This is a genomic window from Aromatoleum diolicum (genome assembly GCF_012910955.1).
GTDB lineage: Bacteria > Pseudomonadota > Gammaproteobacteria > Burkholderiales > Rhodocyclaceae > Aromatoleum > Aromatoleum diolicum.
Genome location: NZ_WTVQ01000027.1, coordinates 1 through 22,221 on the forward strand (window position 1 = coordinate 1; position 22,221 = coordinate 22,221).

Consider the following 22,221-nt stretch of genomic DNA (forward strand, 5'->3'; position numbering starts at 1 on the left):
CGCAAGCGCCGCCACGACGCTGCCGACGACAAACAGCATCAAGCCGAAAACAATCACCGGCTTGCGCCCGAAGCGGTCCGATGCAGCACCGTAGGCGATCTGCAGAAACGCCTGCGTCAGTCCGTACGCACCAATCGCCAAGCCCACCAGGGTCAGGTTATCGCCGCCGGGAATCGTGTGGGCGTGCACCGCAAACACCGGCAGGATCAGGAACAGCCCGAGCATGCGCAAGGCGAAGATCGCTGCGAGGCTCGCGCCGGCCCGTTTCTCGGCGGACGTCATGGAATCGTGCTCGGGTCGGGACATAAGGGAAAGCAGCCAAGCAAATCGGAGATTCTAGCATCCACCGCCGGCCGGTTTGGCTTGCGTCGGCGAACTCTCGTATAGTGGCACGTTACCCCTTCGTCAACCCCGGCCCATGGACGAAATCCGCATTCGCGGCGCGCGCACCCACAACCTCAAGAACATCAGCCTCGACCTGCCGCGCAACCGGCTCACCGTGATCACCGGCCTGTCCGGCTCCGGCAAGTCCTCGCTAGCCTTCGACACCCTCTACGCCGAAGGCCAGCGGCGCTACGTCGAATCGCTGTCGGCCTACGCCCGCCAGTTCCTGCAGTTGATGGAAAAGCCGGATGTCGATCTGATCGAAGGCCTGTCACCTGCCATTTCCATCGAACAGAAGGCCACCAGCCACAATCCCCGTTCCACTGTCGGCACCATCACCGAAATCCACGACTACCTGCGCCTGCTCTACGCCCGCGCCGGCACGCCGCACTGCCCCGACCACCCCGAACATCCGCTCGAGGCGCAGACCGTCTCGCAGATGGTCGACCACGTCCTCGCCCTGCCCGAAGACACCCGCCTGATGATCCTCGCGCCGGTCGTCGCGCACCGCAAGGGCGAGCAGCACGACCTCTTCGCCGAACTGCGCGCCCAAGGCTTCGTGCGCGTGCGCGTCGATGGCCGGGTCGCCGAACTCGACACACTGCCCGCGCTCGAAAAGGGTCGTCGCCACACCGTCGAGGTCGTCATCGACCGCCTAAAGGTGCGCACCGACCAGCGTGGACGCATCGCCGAATCCTTCGAGACCGCCCTGACCCACGCCGATGGCCGCGCCATTGCCGTCGAGATGGACTCCGGCCACGAACACCTGTTCTCCGCCCGCTTCGCCTGCCCGGTGTGCAGCTACGCCCTGGCCGAACTCGAACCGCGCCTGTTTTCGTTCAACAATCCGGCCGGCGCCTGCCCGAAATGCGACGGTCTCGGCCAGGTCGACGTCTTCGACCCGATGCGCGTCGTCACGCACCCCGAACTGTCGCTCGCTGCCGGCGCCATCCGTGGCTGGGACCGGCGCAACCAGTTCTACTTCCAGATGCTCGCGAGTCTCGCCGATCACTACGACTTCGACACCGACACCCCGTTCGAAACCCTGCCGACCGACATACGCAACGTCGTCCTGCACGGCTCCGGGCGGCACAAGATCGCCTTCCGCTACCTGTCGGACAGCGGCCGCATGGTCGCCAAGGAACACCCGTTCGAAGGCATCATCCCCAACCTCGAACGCCGCTACCGCGAAACCGACTCCACCGCGGTACGCGAAGAACTCGCCAAATACCGCGCCACGCAGGCGTGTCCCGCTTGCCACGGCACACGCCTGCGCACCGAAGCGCGCCACGTGCTGATCGGCGAACGCTCGCTGCATGCCGTCAGTCGCATGCCGTTGGGCGAGTGCAAGGCCTTCTTCGACGACCTCGCACTAACGGGGCAGCGAGGCATGGTTGCGGCAAAGATCGTCAAGGAAATTTCCGACCGCATCAGCTTTCTCATTAATGTCGGCCTCGACTACCTCTCGCTCGACCGCTCCGCCGACACGCTCTCCGGCGGCGAAGCCCAGCGCATCCGCCTCGCCAGCCAGATCGGCTCCGGCCTCACCGGCGTCATGTACGTCCTCGACGAACCCTCGATCGGCCTGCACCAGCGCGACAACGATCGCTTGCTCGGCACCCTGCGCCAGTTGCGCGACCTCGGCAACACGGTCATCGTCGTCGAGCACGACGAAGATGCCATCCGCAGCGCCGACTACGTCGTCGACATGGGCCCCGGCGCTGGGGTGCACGGCGGCGAGATCGTCGCCCGCGGCACCCCTGCCGAGATCATTGCGAACGAAGCCTCGCTCACCGGCGCCTACCTCGCGGGCCGCCGCGCGATCGCCCTTCCGGCCCGGAGAAAGACCCCCGATGCGGAACGCCTGTTCAAACTCGGCGGCTGCAGCGGCAACAACCTCAAGAACGTCAACCTCGAACTCCCGGTCGGCCTGCTCACGTGTATCACCGGGGTATCCGGATCGGGCAAGTCGACCCTCATCAACGACACCCTCTACGCAATCGCGGCGAAGCACCTGTACGGTGCGAACGCCGAGCCAGCGCCCTACGCCGCTGTCGAAGGGCTCGATTTCTTCGACAAGGTGATCAACGTCGACCAAAGCCCGATCGGCCGCACGCCGCGCTCCAACCCGGCCACCTACACCGGCCTGCTCACCCCGGTGCGCGAACTCTTTGCCGGCGTTCCCGACGCGCGCGCCCGCGGCTACGGCCCCGGCCGCTTCTCGTTCAACGTCAAGGGCGGCCGCTGCGAAGCCTGCCAGGGCGACGGCATGATCAAGGTCGAAATGCACTTCCTGCCCGACATGTACGTCCCCTGCGACGTCTGCCATGGCAAACGCTACAACCGCGAAACCCTCGAAATCCGCTACAAGGGCAAGACCGTATTCGAAGTGCTCGACATGACGGTCGAAAACGCCCTGGAATTCTTCCGCGCCGTCCCCGCCGTCGCCCGCAAACTTGAAACGCTGACGGACGTCGGCCTCGGCTACATCCGCCTCGGACAGAGCGCCACCACGCTATCCGGCGGCGAAGCCCAGCGCGTCAAACTCGCGCTTGAACTCTCCAAACGCGACACCGGACGCACCCTATACATCCTCGACGAACCCACCACCGGCTTGCACTTCCGCGACATCGAACTGCTGCTCGGGGTCTTGCATCGTCTGCGTGACCACGGCAACACCATTGTCGTCATCGAACACAACCTCGACGTCATCAAGACCGCCGACTGGCTGGTCGACCTTGGCCCGGAAGGAGGCGGACGCGGCGGCGAAATCCTGTGCAGCGGCCCCCCTGAACGGATTGCAGCTTCCCCCGCCAGCCATACGGGCCGTTACCTCAAAAAGGCCCTCGACACCGCCCCGATACAGTGAAACAGGCAAGCGCCGCCGATCGCGCTTACAATTTGTAGCGGAGACGTCCTTGCAGTCCGGAAAACGCGGCCAGATCATCGCCGCCACGCCGAATACAGGAGAGCACCATGGCCGAAGTGCCCAGCGACATCCAGAGCGTCTTTCTCGATCGCATCGAGCGACGCGTCAAGATCCTTAAAACCCTGCTCGATGCCGGACTGGGCGTGTATCAGTCGGCCGAGGAACAGCAGCGCAGACGCGCCATTGATCAGGTCGTACGAATGACTGCGCGACAGAGCGAACTACCGCAGCTCAAGCCGGAAACCCTCGCAAAAGCCTATGACATCGTGGCAAGCCACCTTGAAGCCATGCAAAAGGTGCTGCCCCACGATGTGCAGTATCGCAACCGCGTCCGGAAGTCCTGGTAGGCGCTCGCGCCGCGGCGGGCCATACGCGCCCGCTTGCGAGCGGTTTGCCCGCCAGTCAACACCCTATCCCGGATAGCCGTCCGGGTTCTGAGATTGCCAGCGCCACGCGTCGCGGCACATCGCATCCAGATCGAAGTGCGGCATCCAGCCCAACACATTCTCCGCACTCGTCGGATCAGCCCAGCACGCCGCAATATCACCCTGCCGCCGCGCCACCACCCGATACGGGACCGCACGCCCCGAAGCCCGCTCGAACGCACGCGCGACGTCCAGCACGCTGTAACCGCGCCCCGTACCCAAATTCAGACAAGTCACCCCGGGCAGGTCGGCAATACGCTCGACCGCCCTGACGTGCCCTGCCGCCAGATCCACCACGTGAATGTAATCGCGGACCCCCGTCCCGTCCGGCGTCGGATAGTCCGCACCGAACACCTGCAACTGCGGCAAACGCCCGACCGCCACCTGGCTCACGAAAGGCATCAGGTTGTTCGGTATCCCGTGCGGATCCTCACCGATACGTCCGCTGGCGTGGGCCCCCACCGGGTTGAAATAGCGTAGCAACACCACACGCCAGCGCGGATCCGCTGCCGCCACATCGCGCAAGACCTGCTCGGCCATCAGCTTGGTCCAGCCATACGGATTTGTCGGCGCCGTCGGAAAATCCTCACGGATCGGCACGGTCGCCGGATCCCCATACACGGTCGCCGACGAACTGAAGACTAGCCCGAATACTCCGGCCGTCGCCATCACCGACGCCAGCGCGACCAACCCGCCGATATTATTGTCGTAATACGCAAGCGGCTGCTGCACCGACTCCCCGACAGCCTTGAGCGCTGCGAAATGAATCACCGCATCGACGCGGTGCGCCGCAAAAACCCGTGCGAGGGCGTCACGATCACGCACGTCCACCCGATGGAAACCCGCAAGCTTTCGCCCGGCGATCTCCTCAACCCGCGTCAGCGCCTCGACCTTGCTGTTGCAAAGATTATCAACCACGACGACGTCGTGCCCTCCGCCCAGCAACTCGACACAACTATGCGAACCGATGTAACCCGCCCCGCCGGTAACCATTACGGTGCTCAAGACCACCCCCCATGCGCCCGCTGCAGCGCAAAAAAATACGATGCTACCAGCAAAAAAAAATGGGCCGTAAAACGGCCCATTTCTGCTCATTCCGCGAACTTAAAACACCTTACGCGGCAGAAGCTTCCTTTACTTCGACAACTTCACCAGCGTCGTTCTCGGCCGGACGATCCACCAACTCGACCAACGCCATCGGAGCATTGTCGCCGTCGCGGAAACCGAACTTCAGAATACGCAGATAGCCCCCGTTACGGGCGGCGAAACGCGGACCGAGTTCATCGAACAGTTTGACCACCATGTCACGATCGCGCAGGCGGTTGAATGCCAGGCGACGATTCGACAGGCTGGGCTTCTTGCCCAGGGTGATCAGCGGCTCTACCACACGGCGCAGTTCCTTGGCCTTGGGCAGGGTCGTCTTGATGACTTCGTGACGCAGCAGCGAGTTGGCCATGTTGCGGAACATCGCCTGACGATGGCTGCTGGTACGGTTAAGCTTGCGAAGACCGTGGCGGTGACGCATTTTTATTCCTCACTCAACTGATACGTCTCAACCGAGCTTTTCCAGCCCGGCCGGCGGCCAGTTTTCCAGTTTCATGCCGAGCGTCAGCCCACGCGAGGCCAACACTTCCTTGATTTCATTCAGCGACTTGCGACCGAGGTTCGGAGTCTTCAGTAGTTCCGTTTCAGTACGCTGGATCAGGTCGCCAATGTAATAGATGTTCTCGGCCTTGAGACAGTTGGCCGAACGCACCGTCAGCTCGAGATCATCCACCGGGCGCAACAGAACCGGGTCAATGACCTGTGCCGCCGACTGCTCGACGACCGGCGCCGTTCCTTCCAGATCGGCGAACACCGACAACTGATCCATCAGCACGCGCGCCGCATAGCGGATCGCCTCTTCAGGATCCACGGCACCATTCGTCTCGATGTCGATCACCAGGCGATCCAGGTCGGTACGCTGCTCAACGCGCGCGCTCTCGACCAGGTAGCTCACCCGACGCACCGGGCTGAACGAAGCATCCAGAACGATGTGCCCGATGCTCTTCGTCTCGCCGGCAGCGGGACGGACGTTGCCAGGCACGTAGCCGCGACCTTCCTCAACCTTGATCTGCATGTCCAGCTTGCCACCCGGCGCAAGATGAGCGATGACGTGATCGGGATTGATGATCTCGACGTCGTGACCTACTTCGATGTCACGCGCCGTCACGACGCCATCACCGGACTTCGACAGCCGAAGCGTTGCCTCGCTGCGACTGTGGAGCTTGAGCACCACGCCCTTCAGATTCAGCAACAGGTCGACGATGTCCTCGCGCACACCGTCAAGCGTCGAGTACTCGTGCAGCACGCCCTCGATAGCGACTTCGGTCGGCGCATAACCGGGCAACGAGGAAAGGAGGATGCGCCGCAGCGCATTCCCCAGGGTATGACCGAAACCCCGTTCGAACGGCTCCATCGTCACGCGCGCCTGGACGGGCGACACGCTCTGGACGTCGATGATACGGGGTTTCAGCAGTGAATTGCTTTGCATCAGCAGTTCCTCGGATCTTTGAGTCTTCAGGCGAGCCTGTTAGCGGGAATACAGTTCGACGACCAGGCCTTCGTTGATCGTCGGCGGCAATTCCGCGCGCTGCGGGTAGGCCTTAAACACACCCTTGCCAGCCTTCGCATCGACTTCGATCCACTCGGGGAAGCCGCGGGACGCTGCCGCTTCGAGCGCCGCCTTGACGCGCAGATGACCACGCGAACGCTCGGTCAGCTCAACCACGTCACCCGGGCGCACGACGTACGACGGAATATTCACGCGCTTGCCATTGACCAGGATGCCGTTGTGGCGCACCAGCTGACGGGACTCGGCACGCGAAGCGCCGAAGCCCATGCGGTACACGACGGAGTCGAGACGACCTTCCAGCAGCTGCAGCAGGTTTTCACCCGTCTGCCCGCGGCGACGGTCGGCTTCGGCGTAGACCTTGCGGAACTGCGCCTCAAGCACGCCGTACAGGCGACGGATCTTTTGCTTTTCGCGCAACTGCACGCCATAGCCGGACAGACGCTGACCGGAACGCTGGCCGTGCTGGCCGGGGGCGTAAGCACGCCGTTCGACCGCACACTTGTCGGTGAAGCACTTCTCACCCTTCAGGAACAACTTTTCGCCCTCGCGACGGCACTGACGGCACTTGGGATCCAGATTACGAGCCACGTTTCAACTCCTTGTCAGATACGACGCTTCTTCGGCGGACGGCAGCCGTTATGCGGAATCGGCGTGATGTCGGTAATGCTGGAGATCTTCATACCCAGCGCATTGAGCGCGCGCACAGCCGACTCGCGACCGGGACCGGGTCCCTTGATGCGCACTTCCAGGTTCTTTACACCACACTCCTGAGCAGCCTTGCCGGCAGCTTCGGCAGCGACCTGCGCCGCGAACGGAGTGCTCTTGCGCGAACCCTTGAAGCCCGCGCCGCCAGAAGTAGCCCACGACAGGGCATTGCCCTGGCGATCGGTAATCGTGATGATCGTATTATTGAAGCTCGCATGCACGTGGGCGATACCCTCGGCCACGTTCTTCTTGACCTTCTTGCGAACTTTCGCAGCAGTTTTAGCCATTATGTATCCCTATCACTTCTTACCGGCGATGGCCTTGCGCGGACCCTTGCGGGTACGGGCATTGGTCCGGGTGCGCTGACCGCGCAGCGGCAGGCCGCGACGATGGCGGACACCGCGATAGCACCCGAGATCCATGAGGCGCTTGATGTTCATCGTCGTCTCACGACGCAGGTCACCCTCGACAACAAACCGCGCCACCTCATCACGCAAGCGCTCCATATCCGACTCGGTAAGATCCTTCACCTTGACGGAACGCAGAACGTTGGCGGCATCACAAATTTTCTGAGCACGCGAACGGCCAATTCCATAGATGGCGGTCAGCGCAATCTCGGCATGCTTGTGGTTGGGAATGTTTACCCCAGCAATACGGGCCATTCGATTACCCCAAAAAGCGAAACATTAAATAATAATCCCTGAGCGCCCTAAGATCAACCCTGGCGCTGCTTATGCCGCGGATCCGCGCAGATGACACGAACCACACCCTTGCGGCGAACGATCTTGCAGTTGCGGCAAAGCCGCTTTACCGAAGCCTGAACTCTCATGTTGTTGCTCCTGTTTCTTGATTACTTGGTCCGGAAAACTATCCGGGCCTTGGTCAGGTCGTAGGGCGTCAGTTGCACAGTGACCTTGTCACCAGGAAGGATGCGAATGTAATGCATGCGCATCTTTCCGGAGATGTACCCGAGGACCATGTGTCCGTTTTCAAGTCGGACGCGAAACGTTGCGTTGGGGAGATTTCTATAACCCCGCCCTGCATCTCGATTACGTCTTCCTTCGCCATAACTTACCTGATCGGAAGCCCTGCCCCCTTGAAGTTTGCCTTCTTCAGCAGGCTCTCATACTGATGGGACATCACGTAGGCCTGAACCTGTGCCATGAAGTCCATCGTCACCACCACGATGATCAGCAGCGACGTCCCACCAAAGTAGAACGGCACATTCCACTTGAGGATAAGGAACTCCGGCAGCAGGCACACCAAAGTGATATATACGGCGCCCACGAGTGTCAAACGCGTCAGGATCTTGTCGATATAGCGCGCCGTCTGATCTCCCGGACGGATTCCGGGCACGAACGCACCGCTCTTTTTCAGGTTATCCGCCGTCTCACGGGCATTGAACACCAGCGCCGTATAGAAGAAACAGAAAAACACGATCGCGGCCGCATACAGCATCACGTATATCGGCTGCCCTGGCGCCAGCGTCGACGAAATGTCACGCAGCCACGTCAGGCTTTCCGACGCCCCGAACCACTGCCCCAGCGTCGCTGGGAAGAGGATGATACTGGACGCGAAAATCGGCGGAATTACTCCAGCCATATTCAGCTTGAGCGGCAGGTGCGAGCTTTGTCCGCCGTAAATCTTGTTTCCGACCTGACGCTTCGCGTAATTGACCAAAATCTTCCGCTGCCCACGTTCGACAAACACGACGAATGCCGTCACCAGCACAACGAGGACACAGATCAGCAGGGCGGTGAAAGGATGCATCGCCCCCGTACGCACCAACTCGAACAGCCCTGCGATTGAACTCGGCAAGCCCGCCGCGATACCGGCAAAAATGATCAACGAAATGCCATTACCGATCCCGCGTTCCGTAATTTGCTCACCGAGCCACATCAGAAACATCGTGCCGGTGACCAGCGTCGCAACCGTTACGAAACGGAAAGTCAGCCCCGGATCGAGCACCAGGCCCGCCTGCCCTTCCAGCGCGATCGCAATACCGAGCGACTGAGCGAACGCCAACACCAGCGTCCCATAACGCGTATATTGGGTAATCTTGCGCCGCCCCGCCTCGCCTTCCTTCTTTAGCGCCTCGAGTTGCGGCACGGCGACGGTCATCAACTGCATGATGATCGACGCAGAGATGTACGGCATGATCCCCAGCGCAAAGATCGTGAAACGCGACAGCGCCCCGCCCGAAAACAGGTTGAAGACGCCGAGAATCCCTCCGGCCTGCGACTGGAACAGCTCCGCCAGACGCTCCGGATCGATTCCCGGGACCGGGATATGCGCCCCGATGCGATAGACGATCAGAGCGCCGACCAAGAACATCAGCCGACGCTTAAGATCGCCGAAGCGCCCGGGACTTCCCAACGTGGCAGCAGGATTGGCCACTGTCTTGTCCCTTGCTTACTCGGCGACCACGACCGAGCCGCCAGCGGCCTGAATGGCAGCCAACGCACCCTTCGTAGCACCAACGCCGCGCAGCGTGATCTTCCGTCCGATCGAACCGGACAACACAACCTTCGCCGCGAGCGCATCAGCCGGCACGACACCAGCCTGCATCAACACCAGGAGGTCGATCTCATCAACCGGAAGCTTGTCCAGCTCGGACAGACGGACTTCAACGTTGCGCGAACCGGTCAGGGACACGAAACCGCGCTTCGGCAGACGACGCTGGAGCGGCATCTGACCACCCTCGAAGCCAACCTTGTGGAAGCCGCCGGCACGGGACTTTTGCCCCTTGTGACCGCGCCCGCAGGTCTTGCCCAAGCCGCTACCGATTCCGCGCCCGACGCGCCTGGCCGCGAACTTGGCACCAACCGCAGGTTTAATCGTATTGAGTCGCATATCAACCCTCACACTTCAGCAGGTAGGACACCTTGTTGACCATCCCACGCACTTCAGGGGTATCCTGAATTTCGACAGTATGGTTCAGGCGGCGCAAACCGAGCCCGCGCACCGTTGCGCGATGCGACTGCTTGGTACCGATCACGCTTTTGACAAGCGTGACTTTGATCGTCTTCTCGGTCATTGCTTACCCCAGAATCTCTTCGACGCTCTTGCCACGCTTGGCGGCAATCTCGGCCGGCGTATTAACCGCCAGCAGGCCGTTCAGCGTTGCACGCACGACGTTATACGGATTCGACGAACCGATGCACTTGCACGTCACATCGGTCACACCCATCACTTCGAACACGGCGCGCATCGGCCCACCCGCGATGATGCCGGTGCCGCTCGGCGCCGGCTGCATCAGCACCGAAGATGCGCCATGCTTGCCGACAACCGAATGCTGGATCGTGCCGTTCTTGAGCGAAATTTTGACCAGCTTGCGCCGGGCCTCGTCCATCGCCTTCTGCACCGCCACCGGAACTTCACGGGACTTACCTTTGCCCATGCCGATCCCGCCATCGCCGTCGCCAACCACGGTCAGCGCGGCAAAGCCCAGAATCCGACCACCCTTCACAACCTTGGTGACGCGATTGATGGCAACCATCTTCTCGCGAAGGCCGTCGTCGCGCTCCTCGGAAGCTTGCGGGCGCTTGCTTTGTTGCTTAGCCATACGATTCCTCGCTTAGAACTTGAGTCCGCCTTCGCGGGCGGCCTCGGCCAGCGCCTTGACGCGACCGTGATACTGGAAGCCGGCGCGATCGAACGCGACGGACTCGATCCCTGCCGCTTTTGCGCGCTCGGCAATCAACTTGCCCACGACCTGTGCTGCCGCCTTGTTGCCACCATTGGCAACCTGCGAGCGCACATCCGCCTCGACCGTCGAGGCCGCAGCAAGCACCCGAGACCCGCAACCATCGATCACTTGGGCGTAGATGTGGGAGTTGGAACGGAACACGGTCAGACGAACCGCCTTCAGCTCCGCGATTTTGGCTCGGGTTTTACGAGCACGACGCAGACGAACCACTTTCTTGTTCATATCGAACCGCCCTTACTTCTTCTTGGTTTCCTTGAGCACAACCACTTCGTCCGAATAGCGGACGCCCTTGCCCTTGTAGGGCTCGGGTTCGCGGTATGCACGCACCTCGGCTGCCACCTGACCGACTTGCTGCTTGTCGATACCCTTGATGACGATTTCGGTCTGGGTCGGCGTTTCCACCTTCACACCGGCTGGCATCTGATGAACCACCGGATGCGAGAAACCGAGCGTCAGGTTGAGCTTGTCGCCTTGAGCCTGGGCGCGATATCCCACACCAACCAAGGTCAACTTGCGCTCAAACCCCTTGGTAACCCCCGTAACCATGTTGTTCACGAGAGCACGGACGGTACCGGACATCGCACGGCCATTCTCGACACCATCGACGGCGGAGAACACGAGCGACTCGCCGTCACGCTCGACAGCCACCGAATTGCCAATGAACTGCTTGACCGTTCCGAGCGGCCCCTTGACGGCCACTTCACCGGAAGCCACCGTGACCTCGACGCCCTGGGGGATTGCCACCGGATTCTTAGCTACACGAGACATGAAACCCCCTTATGCGACGTAACAAATGACTTCGCCGCCAACCCGCCCGGCACGTGCAGCCCGATCGGTCATGACACCGCGCGGAGTGGACACGATCGCCACGCCCAGCCCGTTCATGACACGCGGCAGGTCGCCGCTACCCTTGTAAACGCGCAACCCGGGACGACTCACGCGCTCAATGCGCTCGATCACCGGACGTCCGGCGTAATACTTCAGCGCCACATCCAGCTCCGGCTTGCCTTCCGCGTCGCGAACCGAGAAACCGTCAATATAACCTTCGTCCTGCAAAACCCTGGCGATCGCAACTTTCAGCTTCGAGCTCGGCATCGAGACGCTGAGCTTTTGGGCCTGCTGACCATTACGGATGCGGGTCAACATATCGGCGATAGGATCGGACATACTCATCTGATAATCTCCTTACCAACTCGCCTTGGTCATGCCCGGCACTTCGCCGCGGAATGCCAGGTCACGCAACTTGTTACGGCACAGCCCGAACTTGCGGAACACACCACGCGGACGCCCAGTCAGCGCACAGCGATTGCGCTCACGAACCGGACTTGCATTGCGCGGCAACTGCTGCAACTTAAGACGAGCAGCCATGCGCTCTTCTTCAGGCAACTTGAAATCGTTGATCTGAGCGATCAGCGCGGCACGCTTGGCGGCGAATTTCTCCACCGTCTTGCGACGCTTCTCTTCTCTATTGATCAGAGCCAGTTTTGCCATAACACCCTCAATTCTTGAACGGGAACTTGAACGCCGCGAGCAGAGCCCGAGCTTCCTGATCGTTTTTGGCGGTCGTCGTGATGCTGATGTTCATGCCCCGCAGCGCGTCGATCTTGTCATACTCGATCTCGGGGAAAATAATCTGCTCTTTGACGCCCAGGTTATAGTTGCCGCGACCGTCAAACCCCTTGCCGCCAATCCCGCGAAAATCGCGGATACGCGGCATCGCAATCGTCACCAGACGATCAAGAAATTCGAACATCTTCGCGCCGCGCAGCGTAACCATGCAGCCGATCGGATAGCCATCGCGAATCTTGAATCCCGCGATCGACTTGCGAGCCTTGGTCACAACCGGCTTCTGACCGGCAATCTTCTGCATGTCGCCAACGGCATGCTCGAGGATCTTCTTGTCACCAACCGCTTCGCCAACACCCATGTTCAGGGTAATCTTGGAGATGCGCGGCACCTCCATCACCGACTGGTACCCAAACTGCTTAAGCAACTCGGGAGCAATCGTTTCTTTGTAGTACTGCTGCAAGCGCGCCATTGCCACTCCTTACGCGTCGACCAGTTCGCCATTCGACTTGAAGAAGCGCACTTTGCGACCATCTTCAAGCACCCGAATACCCACGCGATCACCCTTCTGGGCGGCGGGATTGAACAAAGCGACGTTCGAAATATGGAGCGGCATTTCCTTCTCAACAATGCCACCCACCTCACCCTTGAGCGGATTCGGGCGTACGTGCTTTTTCACGCGATTCACACCCTCGACCACCAAGTGCTCATCACCAACCCGACTAAGCACCACACCGCGACGCCCGCGGTCCTTGCCTGCCAGGACGACAACCTCATCACCTTTGCGGATCTTGTTCATCTCGACAACTCCTTAGAGCACTTCAGGCGCCAGCGAGACGATCTTCATAAACCGCTCGGTACGCAGCTCGCGCGTCACCGGCCCAAAAATTCGGGTGCCGATAGGCTCAAGCTTGTTATTCAGCAACACGGCCGCATTGCCGTCAAACTTGACCAGCGAACCATCAGGGCGACGAACCCCCTTGGCAGTACGGACGACCACTGCGCTATAGATATCGCCTTTCTTGACGCGACCTCTCGGTGCGGCATCCTTGATAGTGACCTTGATGATGTCGCCAATACCCGCATAGCGACGCTTCGAACCACCAAGCACCTTGATGCACATCACCGAACGCGCGCCTGTATTGTCGGCAACGTCCAGAATGGACTGCATTTGAATCATGAATTTATCTCCAACTTGCCCCGCTACAGCGGTCAGTCTTGGAACCCGTTTGGGTAGGGAGCCCCGAAGAGCGAAAAGCAAAGATTGAAAATTATAACAGCTTGGCAGTAACCTGCCAAGCTGTCCGTTAGTTATCTGCTACGACTCAGATAACGCGAGCTTTCTCAAGGACCTTCGCGACCCGCCACGACTTGGTCTTCGAAATCGGACGACACTCTTCGATTTCAACCAAATCACCGGCGGCCGCGACACCCGTTTCCACGTGAGCGTGGTACTTCGCCGAGCGCGTGATCACCTTGCCGTACAACTCGTGTTTTACGCGACGCTCCACAAGCACGGTAACCGTGTTCTGCATTTTGTCGCTAACAACACGGCCGACGAGCGCCCGCCTGACCTTTTCGATTTGTTCGCTCATTTCTGCCCTGCCTTTTCCCGAAGAAGGGTACGCACGCGCGCGATGTCGCGGCGCACCTTTCCGAGTTGGCTCGTATTGCCAAGCTGCTGCGTTGCCAGTTGCATGCGCAGCGAGAACTGCGCCTTCAGCAGCTCGAGCAACTCTTGATTCAATTCACCGGCGCTCTTGGCGCGGAGTTCACTCGCTTTCATGTTTACCCCAGTTGACGGTGAACAAAAACGGTCTCCAGCGGCAGCTTCGCGGCAGCGAGCCGGAACGCTTCGCGCGCCAGCGCTTCGTCGACACCATCCATCTCATACAGAACCTTGCCCGGCTGGATCTCGGCGACCCAGTACTCCGGGTTGCCCTTACCGTTACCCATCCGTACTTCGGCAGGCTTCTTGGAGATCGGCTTGTCCGGGAAGATCCGGATCCAGATCCGACCGCCACGCTTGATGTGACGGGTCATAGCACGCCGCGCAGACTCGATCTGACGAGCCGTCAGTCGACCACGACCGATAGCCTTGAGCCCGAACTCGCCGAAGCTGACCTTCGCACCGCGCGTTGCCACGCCGGTGTTCCGGCCCTTCTGCTCCTTACGATACTTCCTTCTCGACGGCTGCAGCATCGTCTACTCCCGCTTTCCTGGTCCGTTTTCCGGCATCGGCTTGATCGGCACCGGCACGACGAGCCGGGCGCTTCGCGCCCCGGTTGTCACCGGCATCATTACGTGGCGCGCGACGTCCGCGACGCGCCTCGTTTTCATTCTCCACGACGGCCGGACGCTCATTCCGACCGAGCATCTCACCCTTATAAACCCACACCTTGATACCGATGATGCCGTAGGTCGTACTGGCCTCCGAAACACCATAGTCGATATCCGCGCGCAGGGTATGAAGCGGAACACGACCTTCGCGATACCACTCGGTACGGGCAATTTCCGCGCCATTCAAACGACCGGCGCTCATGATTTTGATACCTTGCGCACCCAGGCGCATCGCGTTCTGCATCGCGCGTTTCATCGCGCGACGGAACATGATGCGCTTTTCAAGCTGTTGCGCGATCGAATCAGCAATCAGCTTGGCATCGATTTCAGGCTTGCGAACTTCCTCGATATTGACGTGCACTGGCACGCCCATGATCTTTTGCAGTTCGCGCTTCAGCAGCTCAATGTCTTCGCCCTTCTTGCCGATCACAACGCCGGGACGGGCGCTGAACAGCGTGATGCGGGCGTTCTTCGCAGGGCGCTCGATGATGATGCGTCCGACCGAAGCGTGCGCGAGCTTCTTCTTCAGGAACTCGCGAACCTTGATATCCTCAAGCAACATCTTGGAGTAATCACGGCTCGGAGCGAACCAACGCGAACTCCAGTCACGAGTGACCGCTAGACGGAATCCGGTCGGATGAATTTTCTGACCCATATATACCCCTTATTCCCCGACGGTCACGTAGATGTGGCAGGTCGGCTTCAGGATGCGGTTACCCCGCCCCTTGGCCCGCGCGGTAAAGCGCTTCAGCGACGTCCCTTCCTCGACGTAGATCGTCTTGACCTTCAGGGTATCGATGTCTGCGCCATCATTGTGCTCGGCGTTGGCGATCGCCGACTCGACTACTTTGCGGATGATCTGCGCGCCCTTCTTCGGCGAGAAGGCGAGAATGTTGAGTGCCTGATCAACCGGCCTGCCCCGCACCTGGTCCGCAACCAGCCGACCCTTCTGGGCCGACAGGCGAACGCCGCGGAGAATTGCTCTGGTTTCCATGATGACTCCTTACCTCTTCGCCTTCTTGCTCGCAGCATGACCCTTGAACGTACGGGTCAGCGCGAACTCGCCGAGCTTGTGACCAACCATGTTTTCGGACACAAACACCGGAACGTGCTGGCGGCCGTTGTGGACCGCAATCGTCAGGCCGACAAAATCCGGAAGCACCGTCGAACGGCGCGACCACGTCTTGATCGGGCGCTTGTCATTGCTCACCCGGACGGCGTCGACCTTTTTCAGCAGGTGCGCGTCGACAAACGGGCCTTTTTTAATAGAACGTGCCATCTGTTACCCCTTAACGCTTGTGACGACGCTGCACGATCATGGTGTCGGTGCGCTTGTTGCTGCGCGTGCGATAACCCTTCGCCGGCTGACCCCACGGGCTGCGCGGCACGCCGCCCTCACCGGTGCGGCCTTCACCGCCGCCGTGCGGGTGATCAACCGGGTTCATAGCCACGCCGCGAACGGTCGGACGAATGCCACGCCAGCGGTTCGCACCAGCCTTGCCGATCTTGCGCAGACCATGCTCTTCGTTGCCTACGACGCCGATTGCGGCACGGCACTCGACATGCACCCGACGCACTTCACCGGAACGCAGACGGATCTGCGCGTACGCACCTTCGCGCGCCAGCAGCTGCACGGAGGTACCGGCGGCGCGCGCGATCTGCGCACCCTTGCCAGGCATCATTTCGACGCAGTGGATCGTCGAGCCGACAGGAATATTGCGAATGGGTAGCACGTTACCCGGCTTGATCGGCGCCTCCGCGCCGCTCATCACGGGCTGACCAACCTCGAGGCCCTTCGGCGCGATGATGTATGCACGCTCGCCGTCGGCGTAACAGATGAGGGCGATGTTCGCCGAACGGTTCGGGTCGTACTCGATACGCTCGACGCGCGCCACGATGCCGTCCTTGTTGCGACGAAAATCAACCAAGCGGTAGTGCTGCTTGTGACCGCCACCCTGGTGGCGAACGGTAATGTGACCGTTATTGTTACGGCCGGCATTCTTCGACTGCTTTTCGACCAGAGCGGCATGCGGGCGCCCTTTGTACAGGTCCGCATTGACCACCTTGACCATCGCGCGACGACCGGCGGATGTAGGCTTGAGTTTTACCAGTGCCATGACTTTTACTCCCCGGCCGCGAAGTTGATTTCCTGGCCCGGCTTCAGGCACACGAAAGCCTTCTTCCAGTCCTTGCGACGACCGGTCATCTTCCCGAAGCGCTTGACCTTGCCCTTGACGTTGGCAATCTGCACCGACTTGACTTCAACCTTGAACAGCAGCTCGACTGCCGCCTTCACTTCGGGTTTCGTCGCTGTCGACACGACCTTGAACACAACTTGCTCGTTCTTGTCGGCGACGTAAGTCGCCTTTTCGGAGATCTGGGGCGCGAGCAGCACCTGCATCAGACGCTCTTGGCTGAATCCGCTCATTGCCAGGCCTCCTCCATCTTCGCAAGGGCACCCTTGGTGACAATCACCTTGTCATAGTGCACCAGCGACACCGGATCCGCCTCGCTCACTTCCAGCACCAGCACACGATGCAGGTTACGCGAGGACAGGAACAGGTTTTCATCGAACTCATCGGTAATCACCAGCACCGAGTCAAGCCCCATACCCTTGAGCTTCTGCGACAGAAGCTTGGTCTTGGGCGCCTCGATACTGAAATTCTCGACAACAGCAAGACGGTCTTCGCGCGCAAGCTGCGACAGGATCGACGCCACACCGGCGCGATACATCTTGCGGTTCAGCTTCTGCGAAAAATTTTCTTCGGGCGAGTTCGGGAAAATCCGACCACCCCCGCGCCACAGCGGGCTGGATGCCATACCGGCACGCGCGCGCCCGGTACCTTTCTGGCGCCACGGCTTGCGCGTCGACTTGGCAACTTCGGAGCGCCCCTTCTGCGCACGATTGCCCGAGCGGGCATTCGCCATATATGCAACGACGACCTGATGAATCAGCGCCTCGTTGTAGTCACGCCCGAAAAGCGCATCAGACGCCTGCAGCGTTGAAGCCTGCACGCCCTGATCATTCAATAGTTTAAGTTCCATCATGCCCTCGCTCAGCCACGGGCCTTGACCGCCGGACGGACGATCACGTCGCCGCCCTTCGAACCAGGCACAGCCCCCTTGATCAGGAGCAACTGACGCTCAACATCGACACGCACCACCTCAAGACTCTGGGTCGTGCGGGTAACGTTGCCGTATTGGCCAGCCATTTTCTTGCCAGGAAACACCCGCCCGGGGTCCTGCGCCATACCGATCGAACCCGGCGAATTGTGCGACACCGAGTTACCGTGAGAGGCACGGTTCGACGAGAAATTGTGCCGCTTGATTACCCCGGAGAAACCTTTACCAATCGACGTACCGGTGACATCCACCTTCTGACCGACAGCAAAGAGGTCGACACCGATTACGTCGCCAGCCTTGAGACTGGACAACTGGACAGGCTCGACACTGAATTCACGGAGTGTATGACCGGCTTCAACGCCGGCCTTGGCGAGATGACCGGCGAGCGGCTTACCAACGCGACTCGCACGGCGCTTGCCAAAAGCCACCTGAACGGCGGCATAGCCGTCGCTTTCAGGCGTCTTGACTTGGGTCACGCGATTATTGGACACGTCAAGCACAGTCACCGGAACGCTACGGCCGTCCTCGGCGAAAATGCGAGTCATGCCAACCTTGCGCCCTACAAGGCCTAGACTCATTTTCTTCTCCTGATCCCCGGTTACGATTGACCGGGCCCTATCACGTAATTACGCCAAAAGACGCAAAGGCCGGATTATACCGGCCCTTTTCAAAATTCCGCAAGAGTTGCGGACTTATTGCAGCTTGATTTCGACGTCCACGCCCGCCGGAAGGTCGAGCTTCATCAGCGCATCGACTGTTTTGTCAGTCGGGTCGATGATATCCATCAGCCGTTGATGGGTCCGGATTTCGAACTGGTCGCGCGACGCCTTGTTGACGTGCGGCGAACGCAGAAGGTCGAAACGCTCGATGCGCGTCGGCAGCGGAACCGGTCCACGGACCACTGCGCCGGTGCGCTTGGCGGTATCGACAATCTCAAGTGCCGACTGATCGATCAGACGATAGTCGAACGCCTTCAGACGGATGCGAATCTTCTGGTTTTGCATTTTTTAATCCTGAAAGAGCAAAAACCCCGGAGCTAGACACCCCGGGGACTAATCCGAGCGATTACTCGATGATTTTGGCAACGACACCGGCGCCGACGGTACGACCGCCTTCGCGGATCGCGAAACGCAGACCTTCTTCCATGGCGATCGGCGCCATCAGCTTGACGGTGATCGACACGTTGTCACCCGGCATGACCATCTCGGTACCTTCCGGTAGCGCGATCGAACCAGTCACGTCGGTCGTACGGAAATAGAACTGCGGACGATAGTTGTTGAAGAACGGCGTATGGCGACCACCCTCTTCTTTCGACAGCACATACACTTCGCCGGTGAAGTGGGTGTGCGGCTTGATCGAACCCGGCTTGCACAGCACCTGACCACGCTCGACATCTTCACGCTTGGTGCCGCGCAGCAGCACGCCAACGTTGTCGCCCGCCTGACCCTGATCGAGCAGCTTGCGGAACATTTCGACGCCGGTGCAGATGGTCTTGACCGTGGGCTTGATGCCCACGATTTCGACTTCTTCACCAACCTTGACGATGCCGCGCTCAACCCGACCCGTAACCACGGTGCCGCGGCCGGAGATCGAGAACACGTCTTCGATCGGCAGCAGGAAGGGCTTGTCGATCGCGCGCTCCGGCGTCGGGATGTAGCTGTCGAGCGCCTCGGCCAGTTTCATGATGGCGCCTTCGCCGAGCTCGCCCTTGTCGCCTTCGATCGCTTTCAGCGCGGAACCCTTGACGATGGGAATGTCGTCGCCCGGGAAGTCGTACTTCGACAACAACTCACGCACTTCCATCTCGACGAGCTCAAGCAGCTCCTCGTCGTCGACCATGTCGCACTTGTTCATGAAGACGATGATGTACGGCACGCCAACCTGACGCGCCAGCAGGATGTGCTCGCGCGTCTGCGGCATCGGGCCGTCAGCAGCCGACACCACCAGGATCGCGCCGTCCATCTGCGCCGCACCGGTAATCATGTTCTTCACGTAGTCGGCGTGACCCGGGCAATCCACGTGCGCGTAGTGACGCGCAGCCGTTTCGTACTCGACGTGCGCGGTGTTGATCGTGATGCCGCGCGCCTTTTCTTCCGGCGCCGCGTCGATCTGGTCGTAGGCCTTCGCCTCGCCGCCGAATTTCGACGACAGAATCGTCGTGATCGCTGCCGTCAGGGTCGTCTTGCCATGGTCAACGTGGCCGATCGTCCCAACGTTTACGTGCGGTTTCGTCCGCTCAAACTTACCCTTAGCCATTGTGTGAATCCTCGCTTCAGTTCATTACTTGCTACGATTATTGATCACTGCTTCCGCGACGCTCTTGGGCGCTTCGGAATAGTGCTTGAATTCCATCGAGTACGTTGCCCGCCCTTGCGACAGCGAACGCAACTGCGTGGCGTAGCCAAACATTTCGGCCAGCGGCACCTCAGCCTTGATCGCCTTCGTACCGCCGGCGATGTCATCCATACCGAGAACGATTCCGCGACGACCGGACAGATCACCCATGACGTTACCCATGTAATCTTCGGGCGTCTCGACCTCCACCGCCATCATCGGCTCGAGCAGAACAGGACTAGCCTTGCGCATAGCGTCCTTGAACGCCATTGATGCAGCCATCTTGAACGCATTCTCGTTCGAGTCGACGTCGTGATACGAACCGTCGAACAGAGTGACCTTCACATCGACCACCGGGAAGCCGGCGAGCACGCCGTTCGGCAGCGTCTCCTGCAAGCCCTTGTCAACCGCCGGAATGTACTCGCGGGGCACGACGCCGCCCTTGATCGCGTCCACAAACTCATAGCCCTTGCCCGCTTCGTTCGGCTCGAGCTTGATCCACACATGACCGAATTGTCCACGGCCGCCGGACTGCTTGACGAATTTGCCTTCCTGCTCGACAGCCTTGCGAATCGCCTCACGATACGCAACCTGCGGAGCGCCGACCGTAGCCTCGACGTTGAACTCACGACGCATGCGGTCAACCAGAATCTCAAGGTGCAACTCACCCATACCCGAGATGATGGTCTGACCGGACTCTTCGTCCGAACGAACGCGGAAAGACGGATCCTCAGCAGCCAGACGACCCAGCGCGATACCCATCTTTTCCTGGTCGCCCTTCGTCTTGGGCTCCACTGCAACGTGAATCACCGGCTCGGGAAAAATCATGCGCTCAAGGATGATCGGCGCCGAGGGATCGCACAGCGTCTCACCCGTGGTCACTTCCTTCAAACCCACACACGCCGCGATATCGCCTGCGAGCACTTCCTTGATCTCCTGACGCTCGTTGGCGTGCATCTGCAGAATCCGGCCAATGCGCTCCTTCTTGCCCTTAACCGAGTTCAACACAGTTTCGCCCGAGGCCAGCACACCGGAATACACGCGCACGAAAGTCAGCTGCCCCACGAACGGGTCAGTCATAAGCTTAAATGCCAGCGCCGCAAACTTCTCCGAATCGTCCGCCTTCCGGAAAACCGGCTTCTCGTAATCATCGGTACCCGAAACAGGCGGAATATCGACCGGAGACGGCAGCAATTCGATGACGGCGTCAAGCATACGCTGCACGCCCTTGTTCTTGAAGGCCGTACCGCAGAGCATCGGCTGAATTTCACACGCGATGGTACGGGCGCGCAGACCCGCGACGATCTTCTCGGCCGACAGATCGCCGTTCTCGAGATACTCGTTCATCAGATCTTCGCTTGCTTCGGCCGCCGCCTCAACCATCTTTTCGCGCCACTCGTCGGCGGTTGCCTTTAGCTCGGCCGGAATCTCGCGATAGTCGAACTTCATTCCCTGAGATGCCTCATCCCAGTAGATAGCCTTCATACGAACCAGATCCACGACACCGGCGAACAACTCCTCGGCACCGATCGGAATCACGATCGGCACGGGGTTCGCCTTGAGACGCGTCTTCATCTGCTCAACGACCTTGAAGAAGTTCGCGCCCTGACGGTCCATTTTGTTCACGAACGCGAGACGCGGAACCTTGTACTTGGTCGCCTGACGCCACACGGTCTCAGACTGCGGCTGCACACCACCGACCGCGCAGTACACCATGCAAGCACCATCGAGAACACGCATCGAGCGCTCGACTTCAATCGTGAAGTCCACGTGCCCCGGAGTATCGATGATATTGAAGCGATGCTCAGGATAGGAAAGATCCATACCCTTCCAGAAGCAGGTCGTTGCAGCCGAGGTAATCGTGATACCCCGCTCCTGCTCCTGCTCCATCCAGTCCATGGTCGCAGCGCCATCATGAACCTCACCGATCTTGTGGTTCACGCCGGTGTAAAAAAGAATGCGCTCGGTCGTCGTTGTCTTGCCGGCGTCGATGTGAGCCGAGATACCGATATTGCGGTAACGCTCAATAGGAGTCTTGCGAGCCACGGTTTTTCCTGCCTTTCAGAATTCGCGCCAAGGCGCGAAAGTCCAA

At 60.2% G+C, this 22,221-nt stretch carries 34 protein-coding genes and 1 pseudogene; 2 read left to right on the plus strand and 33 right to left on the minus strand.

What is annotated here, in order from left to right:
* The coding region (locus GPA25_RS15365) for an MFS transporter (RefSeq protein ID WP_169261296.1) at positions 1 to 282 on the minus strand (282 nt) is incomplete at its 3' end.
* A gap of 136 nt (positions 283 to 418) precedes the next feature.
* On the opposite strand from GPA25_RS15365, the gene uvrA reads away from it, so the two are divergent.
* Positions 419 to 3,253, plus strand: a complete 2,835-nt coding sequence (gene uvrA, locus GPA25_RS15370) for an excinuclease ABC subunit UvrA (RefSeq protein ID WP_169261297.1) — start codon at positions 419 to 421, stop codon at positions 3,251 to 3,253.
* 107 nt (positions 3,254 to 3,360) lie between these two features.
* A complete protein-coding gene (locus GPA25_RS15375; protein ID WP_169261298.1) occupies positions 3,361 to 3,660 on the plus strand; it encodes a hypothetical protein in 300 nt (99 codons plus the stop codon).
* Between the two features lie 63 nt (positions 3,661 to 3,723).
* On the opposite strand, the gene galE is transcribed toward GPA25_RS15375, so the two are convergent.
* From galE to fusA, 32 genes and pseudogenes are all read right to left on the minus strand, one after another.
* The gene (galE, locus tag GPA25_RS15380) at positions 3,724 to 4,743 is read right to left on the minus strand and encodes a UDP-glucose 4-epimerase GalE (protein ID WP_169261299.1); all 1,020 of its coding nucleotides are present in this window, start codon (positions 4,741 to 4,743) and stop codon (positions 3,724 to 3,726) included.
* A 109-nt stretch (positions 4,744 to 4,852) separates the two neighbouring features.
* The gene (gene rplQ / locus GPA25_RS15385) at positions 4,853 to 5,263 is read right to left on the minus strand and encodes a 50S ribosomal protein L17 (protein ID WP_169261300.1); all 411 of its coding nucleotides are present in this window, start codon (positions 5,261 to 5,263) and stop codon (positions 4,853 to 4,855) included.
* Positions 5,264 to 5,290: 27 nt separating this feature from the next.
* Positions 5,291 to 6,271, minus strand: a complete 981-nt coding sequence (locus tag GPA25_RS15390; protein WP_169261301.1) for a DNA-directed RNA polymerase subunit alpha — start codon at positions 6,269 to 6,271, stop codon at positions 5,291 to 5,293.
* A 39-nt stretch (positions 6,272 to 6,310) separates the two neighbouring features.
* A complete protein-coding gene (rpsD, locus tag GPA25_RS15395; RefSeq protein WP_169261302.1) occupies positions 6,311 to 6,940 on the minus strand; it encodes a 30S ribosomal protein S4 in 630 nt (209 codons plus the stop codon).
* 14 nt (positions 6,941 to 6,954) lie between these two features.
* On the minus strand, positions 6,955 to 7,344 hold the full coding sequence (rpsK, locus tag GPA25_RS15400) for a 30S ribosomal protein S11 (protein ID WP_011237995.1): 390 nt from the start codon (positions 7,342 to 7,344) through the stop codon (positions 6,955 to 6,957).
* A gap of 12 nt (positions 7,345 to 7,356) precedes the next feature.
* Entirely contained in the window at positions 7,357 to 7,719 is a 363-nt protein-coding gene (gene rpsM, locus GPA25_RS15405) for a 30S ribosomal protein S13 (RefSeq protein ID WP_169261303.1), read from the minus strand.
* A gap of 53 nt (positions 7,720 to 7,772) precedes the next feature.
* Entirely contained in the window at positions 7,773 to 7,886 is a 114-nt protein-coding gene (gene rpmJ, locus GPA25_RS15410; RefSeq protein WP_076603157.1) for a 50S ribosomal protein L36, read from the minus strand.
* A gap of 21 nt (positions 7,887 to 7,907) precedes the next feature.
* Positions 7,908 to 8,125: pseudogene (infA, locus tag GPA25_RS15415) on the minus strand (translation initiation factor IF-1).
* A 3-nt stretch (positions 8,126 to 8,128) separates the two neighbouring features.
* A complete protein-coding gene (gene secY, locus GPA25_RS15420) occupies positions 8,129 to 9,454 on the minus strand; it encodes a preprotein translocase subunit SecY (RefSeq protein WP_169261304.1) in 1,326 nt (441 codons plus the stop codon).
* 15 nt (positions 9,455 to 9,469) lie between these two features.
* Positions 9,470 to 9,910 carry a 50S ribosomal protein L15 gene (gene rplO, locus GPA25_RS15425; RefSeq protein WP_169261305.1) on the minus strand — a complete coding sequence of 147 codons (441 nt, stop codon included), beginning with the start codon at positions 9,908 to 9,910 and terminating at the stop codon, positions 9,470 to 9,472.
* A gap of 1 nt (position 9,911) precedes the next feature.
* Positions 9,912 to 10,094, minus strand: a complete 183-nt coding sequence (gene rpmD, locus GPA25_RS15430) for a 50S ribosomal protein L30 (protein WP_169261306.1) — start codon at positions 10,092 to 10,094, stop codon at positions 9,912 to 9,914.
* 3 nt (positions 10,095 to 10,097) lie between these two features.
* Positions 10,098 to 10,622 carry a 30S ribosomal protein S5 gene (gene rpsE / locus GPA25_RS15435; protein ID WP_169261307.1) on the minus strand — a complete coding sequence of 175 codons (525 nt, stop codon included), beginning with the start codon at positions 10,620 to 10,622 and terminating at the stop codon, positions 10,098 to 10,100.
* Between the two features lie 12 nt (positions 10,623 to 10,634).
* On the minus strand, positions 10,635 to 10,988 hold the full coding sequence (rplR, locus tag GPA25_RS15440; RefSeq protein WP_169261308.1) for a 50S ribosomal protein L18: 354 nt from the start codon (positions 10,986 to 10,988) through the stop codon (positions 10,635 to 10,637).
* 12 nt (positions 10,989 to 11,000) lie between these two features.
* Positions 11,001 to 11,534, minus strand: coding sequence for a 50S ribosomal protein L6 (gene rplF / locus GPA25_RS15445; RefSeq protein WP_169261309.1), 534 nt, complete (start codon positions 11,532 to 11,534; stop codon positions 11,001 to 11,003).
* Between the two features lie 9 nt (positions 11,535 to 11,543).
* Positions 11,544 to 11,939 (minus strand): 30S ribosomal protein S8, encoded by a 396-nt coding sequence (gene rpsH / locus GPA25_RS15450; protein ID WP_169261310.1) that lies wholly within the window; start codon positions 11,937 to 11,939, stop codon positions 11,544 to 11,546.
* 12 nt (positions 11,940 to 11,951) lie between these two features.
* Positions 11,952 to 12,257 carry a 30S ribosomal protein S14 gene (gene rpsN, locus GPA25_RS15455; protein ID WP_121430162.1) on the minus strand — a complete coding sequence of 102 codons (306 nt, stop codon included), beginning with the start codon at positions 12,255 to 12,257 and terminating at the stop codon, positions 11,952 to 11,954.
* Between the two features lie 7 nt (positions 12,258 to 12,264).
* Entirely contained in the window at positions 12,265 to 12,804 is a 540-nt protein-coding gene (rplE, locus tag GPA25_RS15460; RefSeq protein WP_169261311.1) for a 50S ribosomal protein L5, read from the minus strand.
* Between the two features lie 9 nt (positions 12,805 to 12,813).
* Entirely contained in the window at positions 12,814 to 13,131 is a 318-nt protein-coding gene (gene rplX, locus GPA25_RS15465) for a 50S ribosomal protein L24 (protein WP_169261312.1), read from the minus strand.
* 12 nt (positions 13,132 to 13,143) lie between these two features.
* Positions 13,144 to 13,512, minus strand: coding sequence for a 50S ribosomal protein L14 (rplN, locus tag GPA25_RS15470; RefSeq protein ID WP_169261313.1), 369 nt, complete (start codon positions 13,510 to 13,512; stop codon positions 13,144 to 13,146).
* Between the two features lie 145 nt (positions 13,513 to 13,657).
* Positions 13,658 to 13,927 carry a 30S ribosomal protein S17 gene (rpsQ, locus tag GPA25_RS15475; RefSeq protein WP_169261314.1) on the minus strand — a complete coding sequence of 90 codons (270 nt, stop codon included), beginning with the start codon at positions 13,925 to 13,927 and terminating at the stop codon, positions 13,658 to 13,660.
* Positions 13,924 to 14,118: a 50S ribosomal protein L29 gene (rpmC, locus tag GPA25_RS15480; RefSeq protein WP_121430166.1), complete on the minus strand. Its 195-nt coding sequence runs from the start codon at positions 14,116 to 14,118 to the stop codon at positions 13,924 to 13,926. Before rpmC ends, rpsQ begins: the two co-directional genes overlap by 4 nt.
* A gap of 2 nt (positions 14,119 to 14,120) precedes the next feature.
* Positions 14,121 to 14,534 carry a 50S ribosomal protein L16 gene (gene rplP, locus GPA25_RS15485; protein WP_169261315.1) on the minus strand — a complete coding sequence of 138 codons (414 nt, stop codon included), beginning with the start codon at positions 14,532 to 14,534 and terminating at the stop codon, positions 14,121 to 14,123.
* Positions 14,503 to 15,327, minus strand: a complete 825-nt coding sequence (gene rpsC, locus GPA25_RS15490) for a 30S ribosomal protein S3 (RefSeq protein ID WP_169261316.1) — start codon at positions 15,325 to 15,327, stop codon at positions 14,503 to 14,505. The genes rplP and rpsC overlap by 32 nt, the downstream gene beginning before the upstream one ends.
* Positions 15,328 to 15,336: 9 nt before the next feature.
* Positions 15,337 to 15,666: a 50S ribosomal protein L22 gene (rplV, locus tag GPA25_RS15495; protein ID WP_169261317.1), complete on the minus strand. Its 330-nt coding sequence runs from the start codon at positions 15,664 to 15,666 to the stop codon at positions 15,337 to 15,339.
* Between the two features lie 9 nt (positions 15,667 to 15,675).
* Positions 15,676 to 15,951: a 30S ribosomal protein S19 gene (gene rpsS / locus GPA25_RS15500; RefSeq protein WP_018987826.1), complete on the minus strand. Its 276-nt coding sequence runs from the start codon at positions 15,949 to 15,951 to the stop codon at positions 15,676 to 15,678.
* Between the two features lie 10 nt (positions 15,952 to 15,961).
* Positions 15,962 to 16,789, minus strand: coding sequence for a 50S ribosomal protein L2 (gene rplB / locus GPA25_RS15505; RefSeq protein ID WP_169261318.1), 828 nt, complete (start codon positions 16,787 to 16,789; stop codon positions 15,962 to 15,964).
* A gap of 5 nt (positions 16,790 to 16,794) precedes the next feature.
* On the minus strand, positions 16,795 to 17,100 hold the full coding sequence (rplW, locus tag GPA25_RS15510) for a 50S ribosomal protein L23 (RefSeq protein ID WP_169261319.1): 306 nt from the start codon (positions 17,098 to 17,100) through the stop codon (positions 16,795 to 16,797).
* Positions 17,097 to 17,717, minus strand: a complete 621-nt coding sequence (rplD, locus tag GPA25_RS15515) for a 50S ribosomal protein L4 (RefSeq protein WP_169261348.1) — start codon at positions 17,715 to 17,717, stop codon at positions 17,097 to 17,099. Before rplD ends, rplW begins: the two co-directional genes overlap by 4 nt.
* A gap of 11 nt (positions 17,718 to 17,728) precedes the next feature.
* A complete protein-coding gene (gene rplC / locus GPA25_RS15520) occupies positions 17,729 to 18,373 on the minus strand; it encodes a 50S ribosomal protein L3 (protein ID WP_169261320.1) in 645 nt (214 codons plus the stop codon).
* Between the two features lie 114 nt (positions 18,374 to 18,487).
* Complete coding sequence (gene rpsJ, locus GPA25_RS15525) at positions 18,488 to 18,799, minus strand: 30S ribosomal protein S10 (RefSeq protein WP_011237971.1); 312 nt, start codon at positions 18,797 to 18,799, stop codon at positions 18,488 to 18,490.
* 61 nt (positions 18,800 to 18,860) lie between these two features.
* Positions 18,861 to 20,051: an elongation factor Tu gene (gene tuf / locus GPA25_RS15530; protein WP_169261321.1), complete on the minus strand. Its 1,191-nt coding sequence runs from the start codon at positions 20,049 to 20,051 to the stop codon at positions 18,861 to 18,863.
* A 24-nt stretch (positions 20,052 to 20,075) separates the two neighbouring features.
* Positions 20,076 to 22,175 carry an elongation factor G gene (fusA, locus tag GPA25_RS15535; protein ID WP_169261322.1) on the minus strand — a complete coding sequence of 700 codons (2,100 nt, stop codon included), beginning with the start codon at positions 22,173 to 22,175 and terminating at the stop codon, positions 20,076 to 20,078.
* Positions 22,176 to 22,221: the final 46 nt, after the last annotated feature.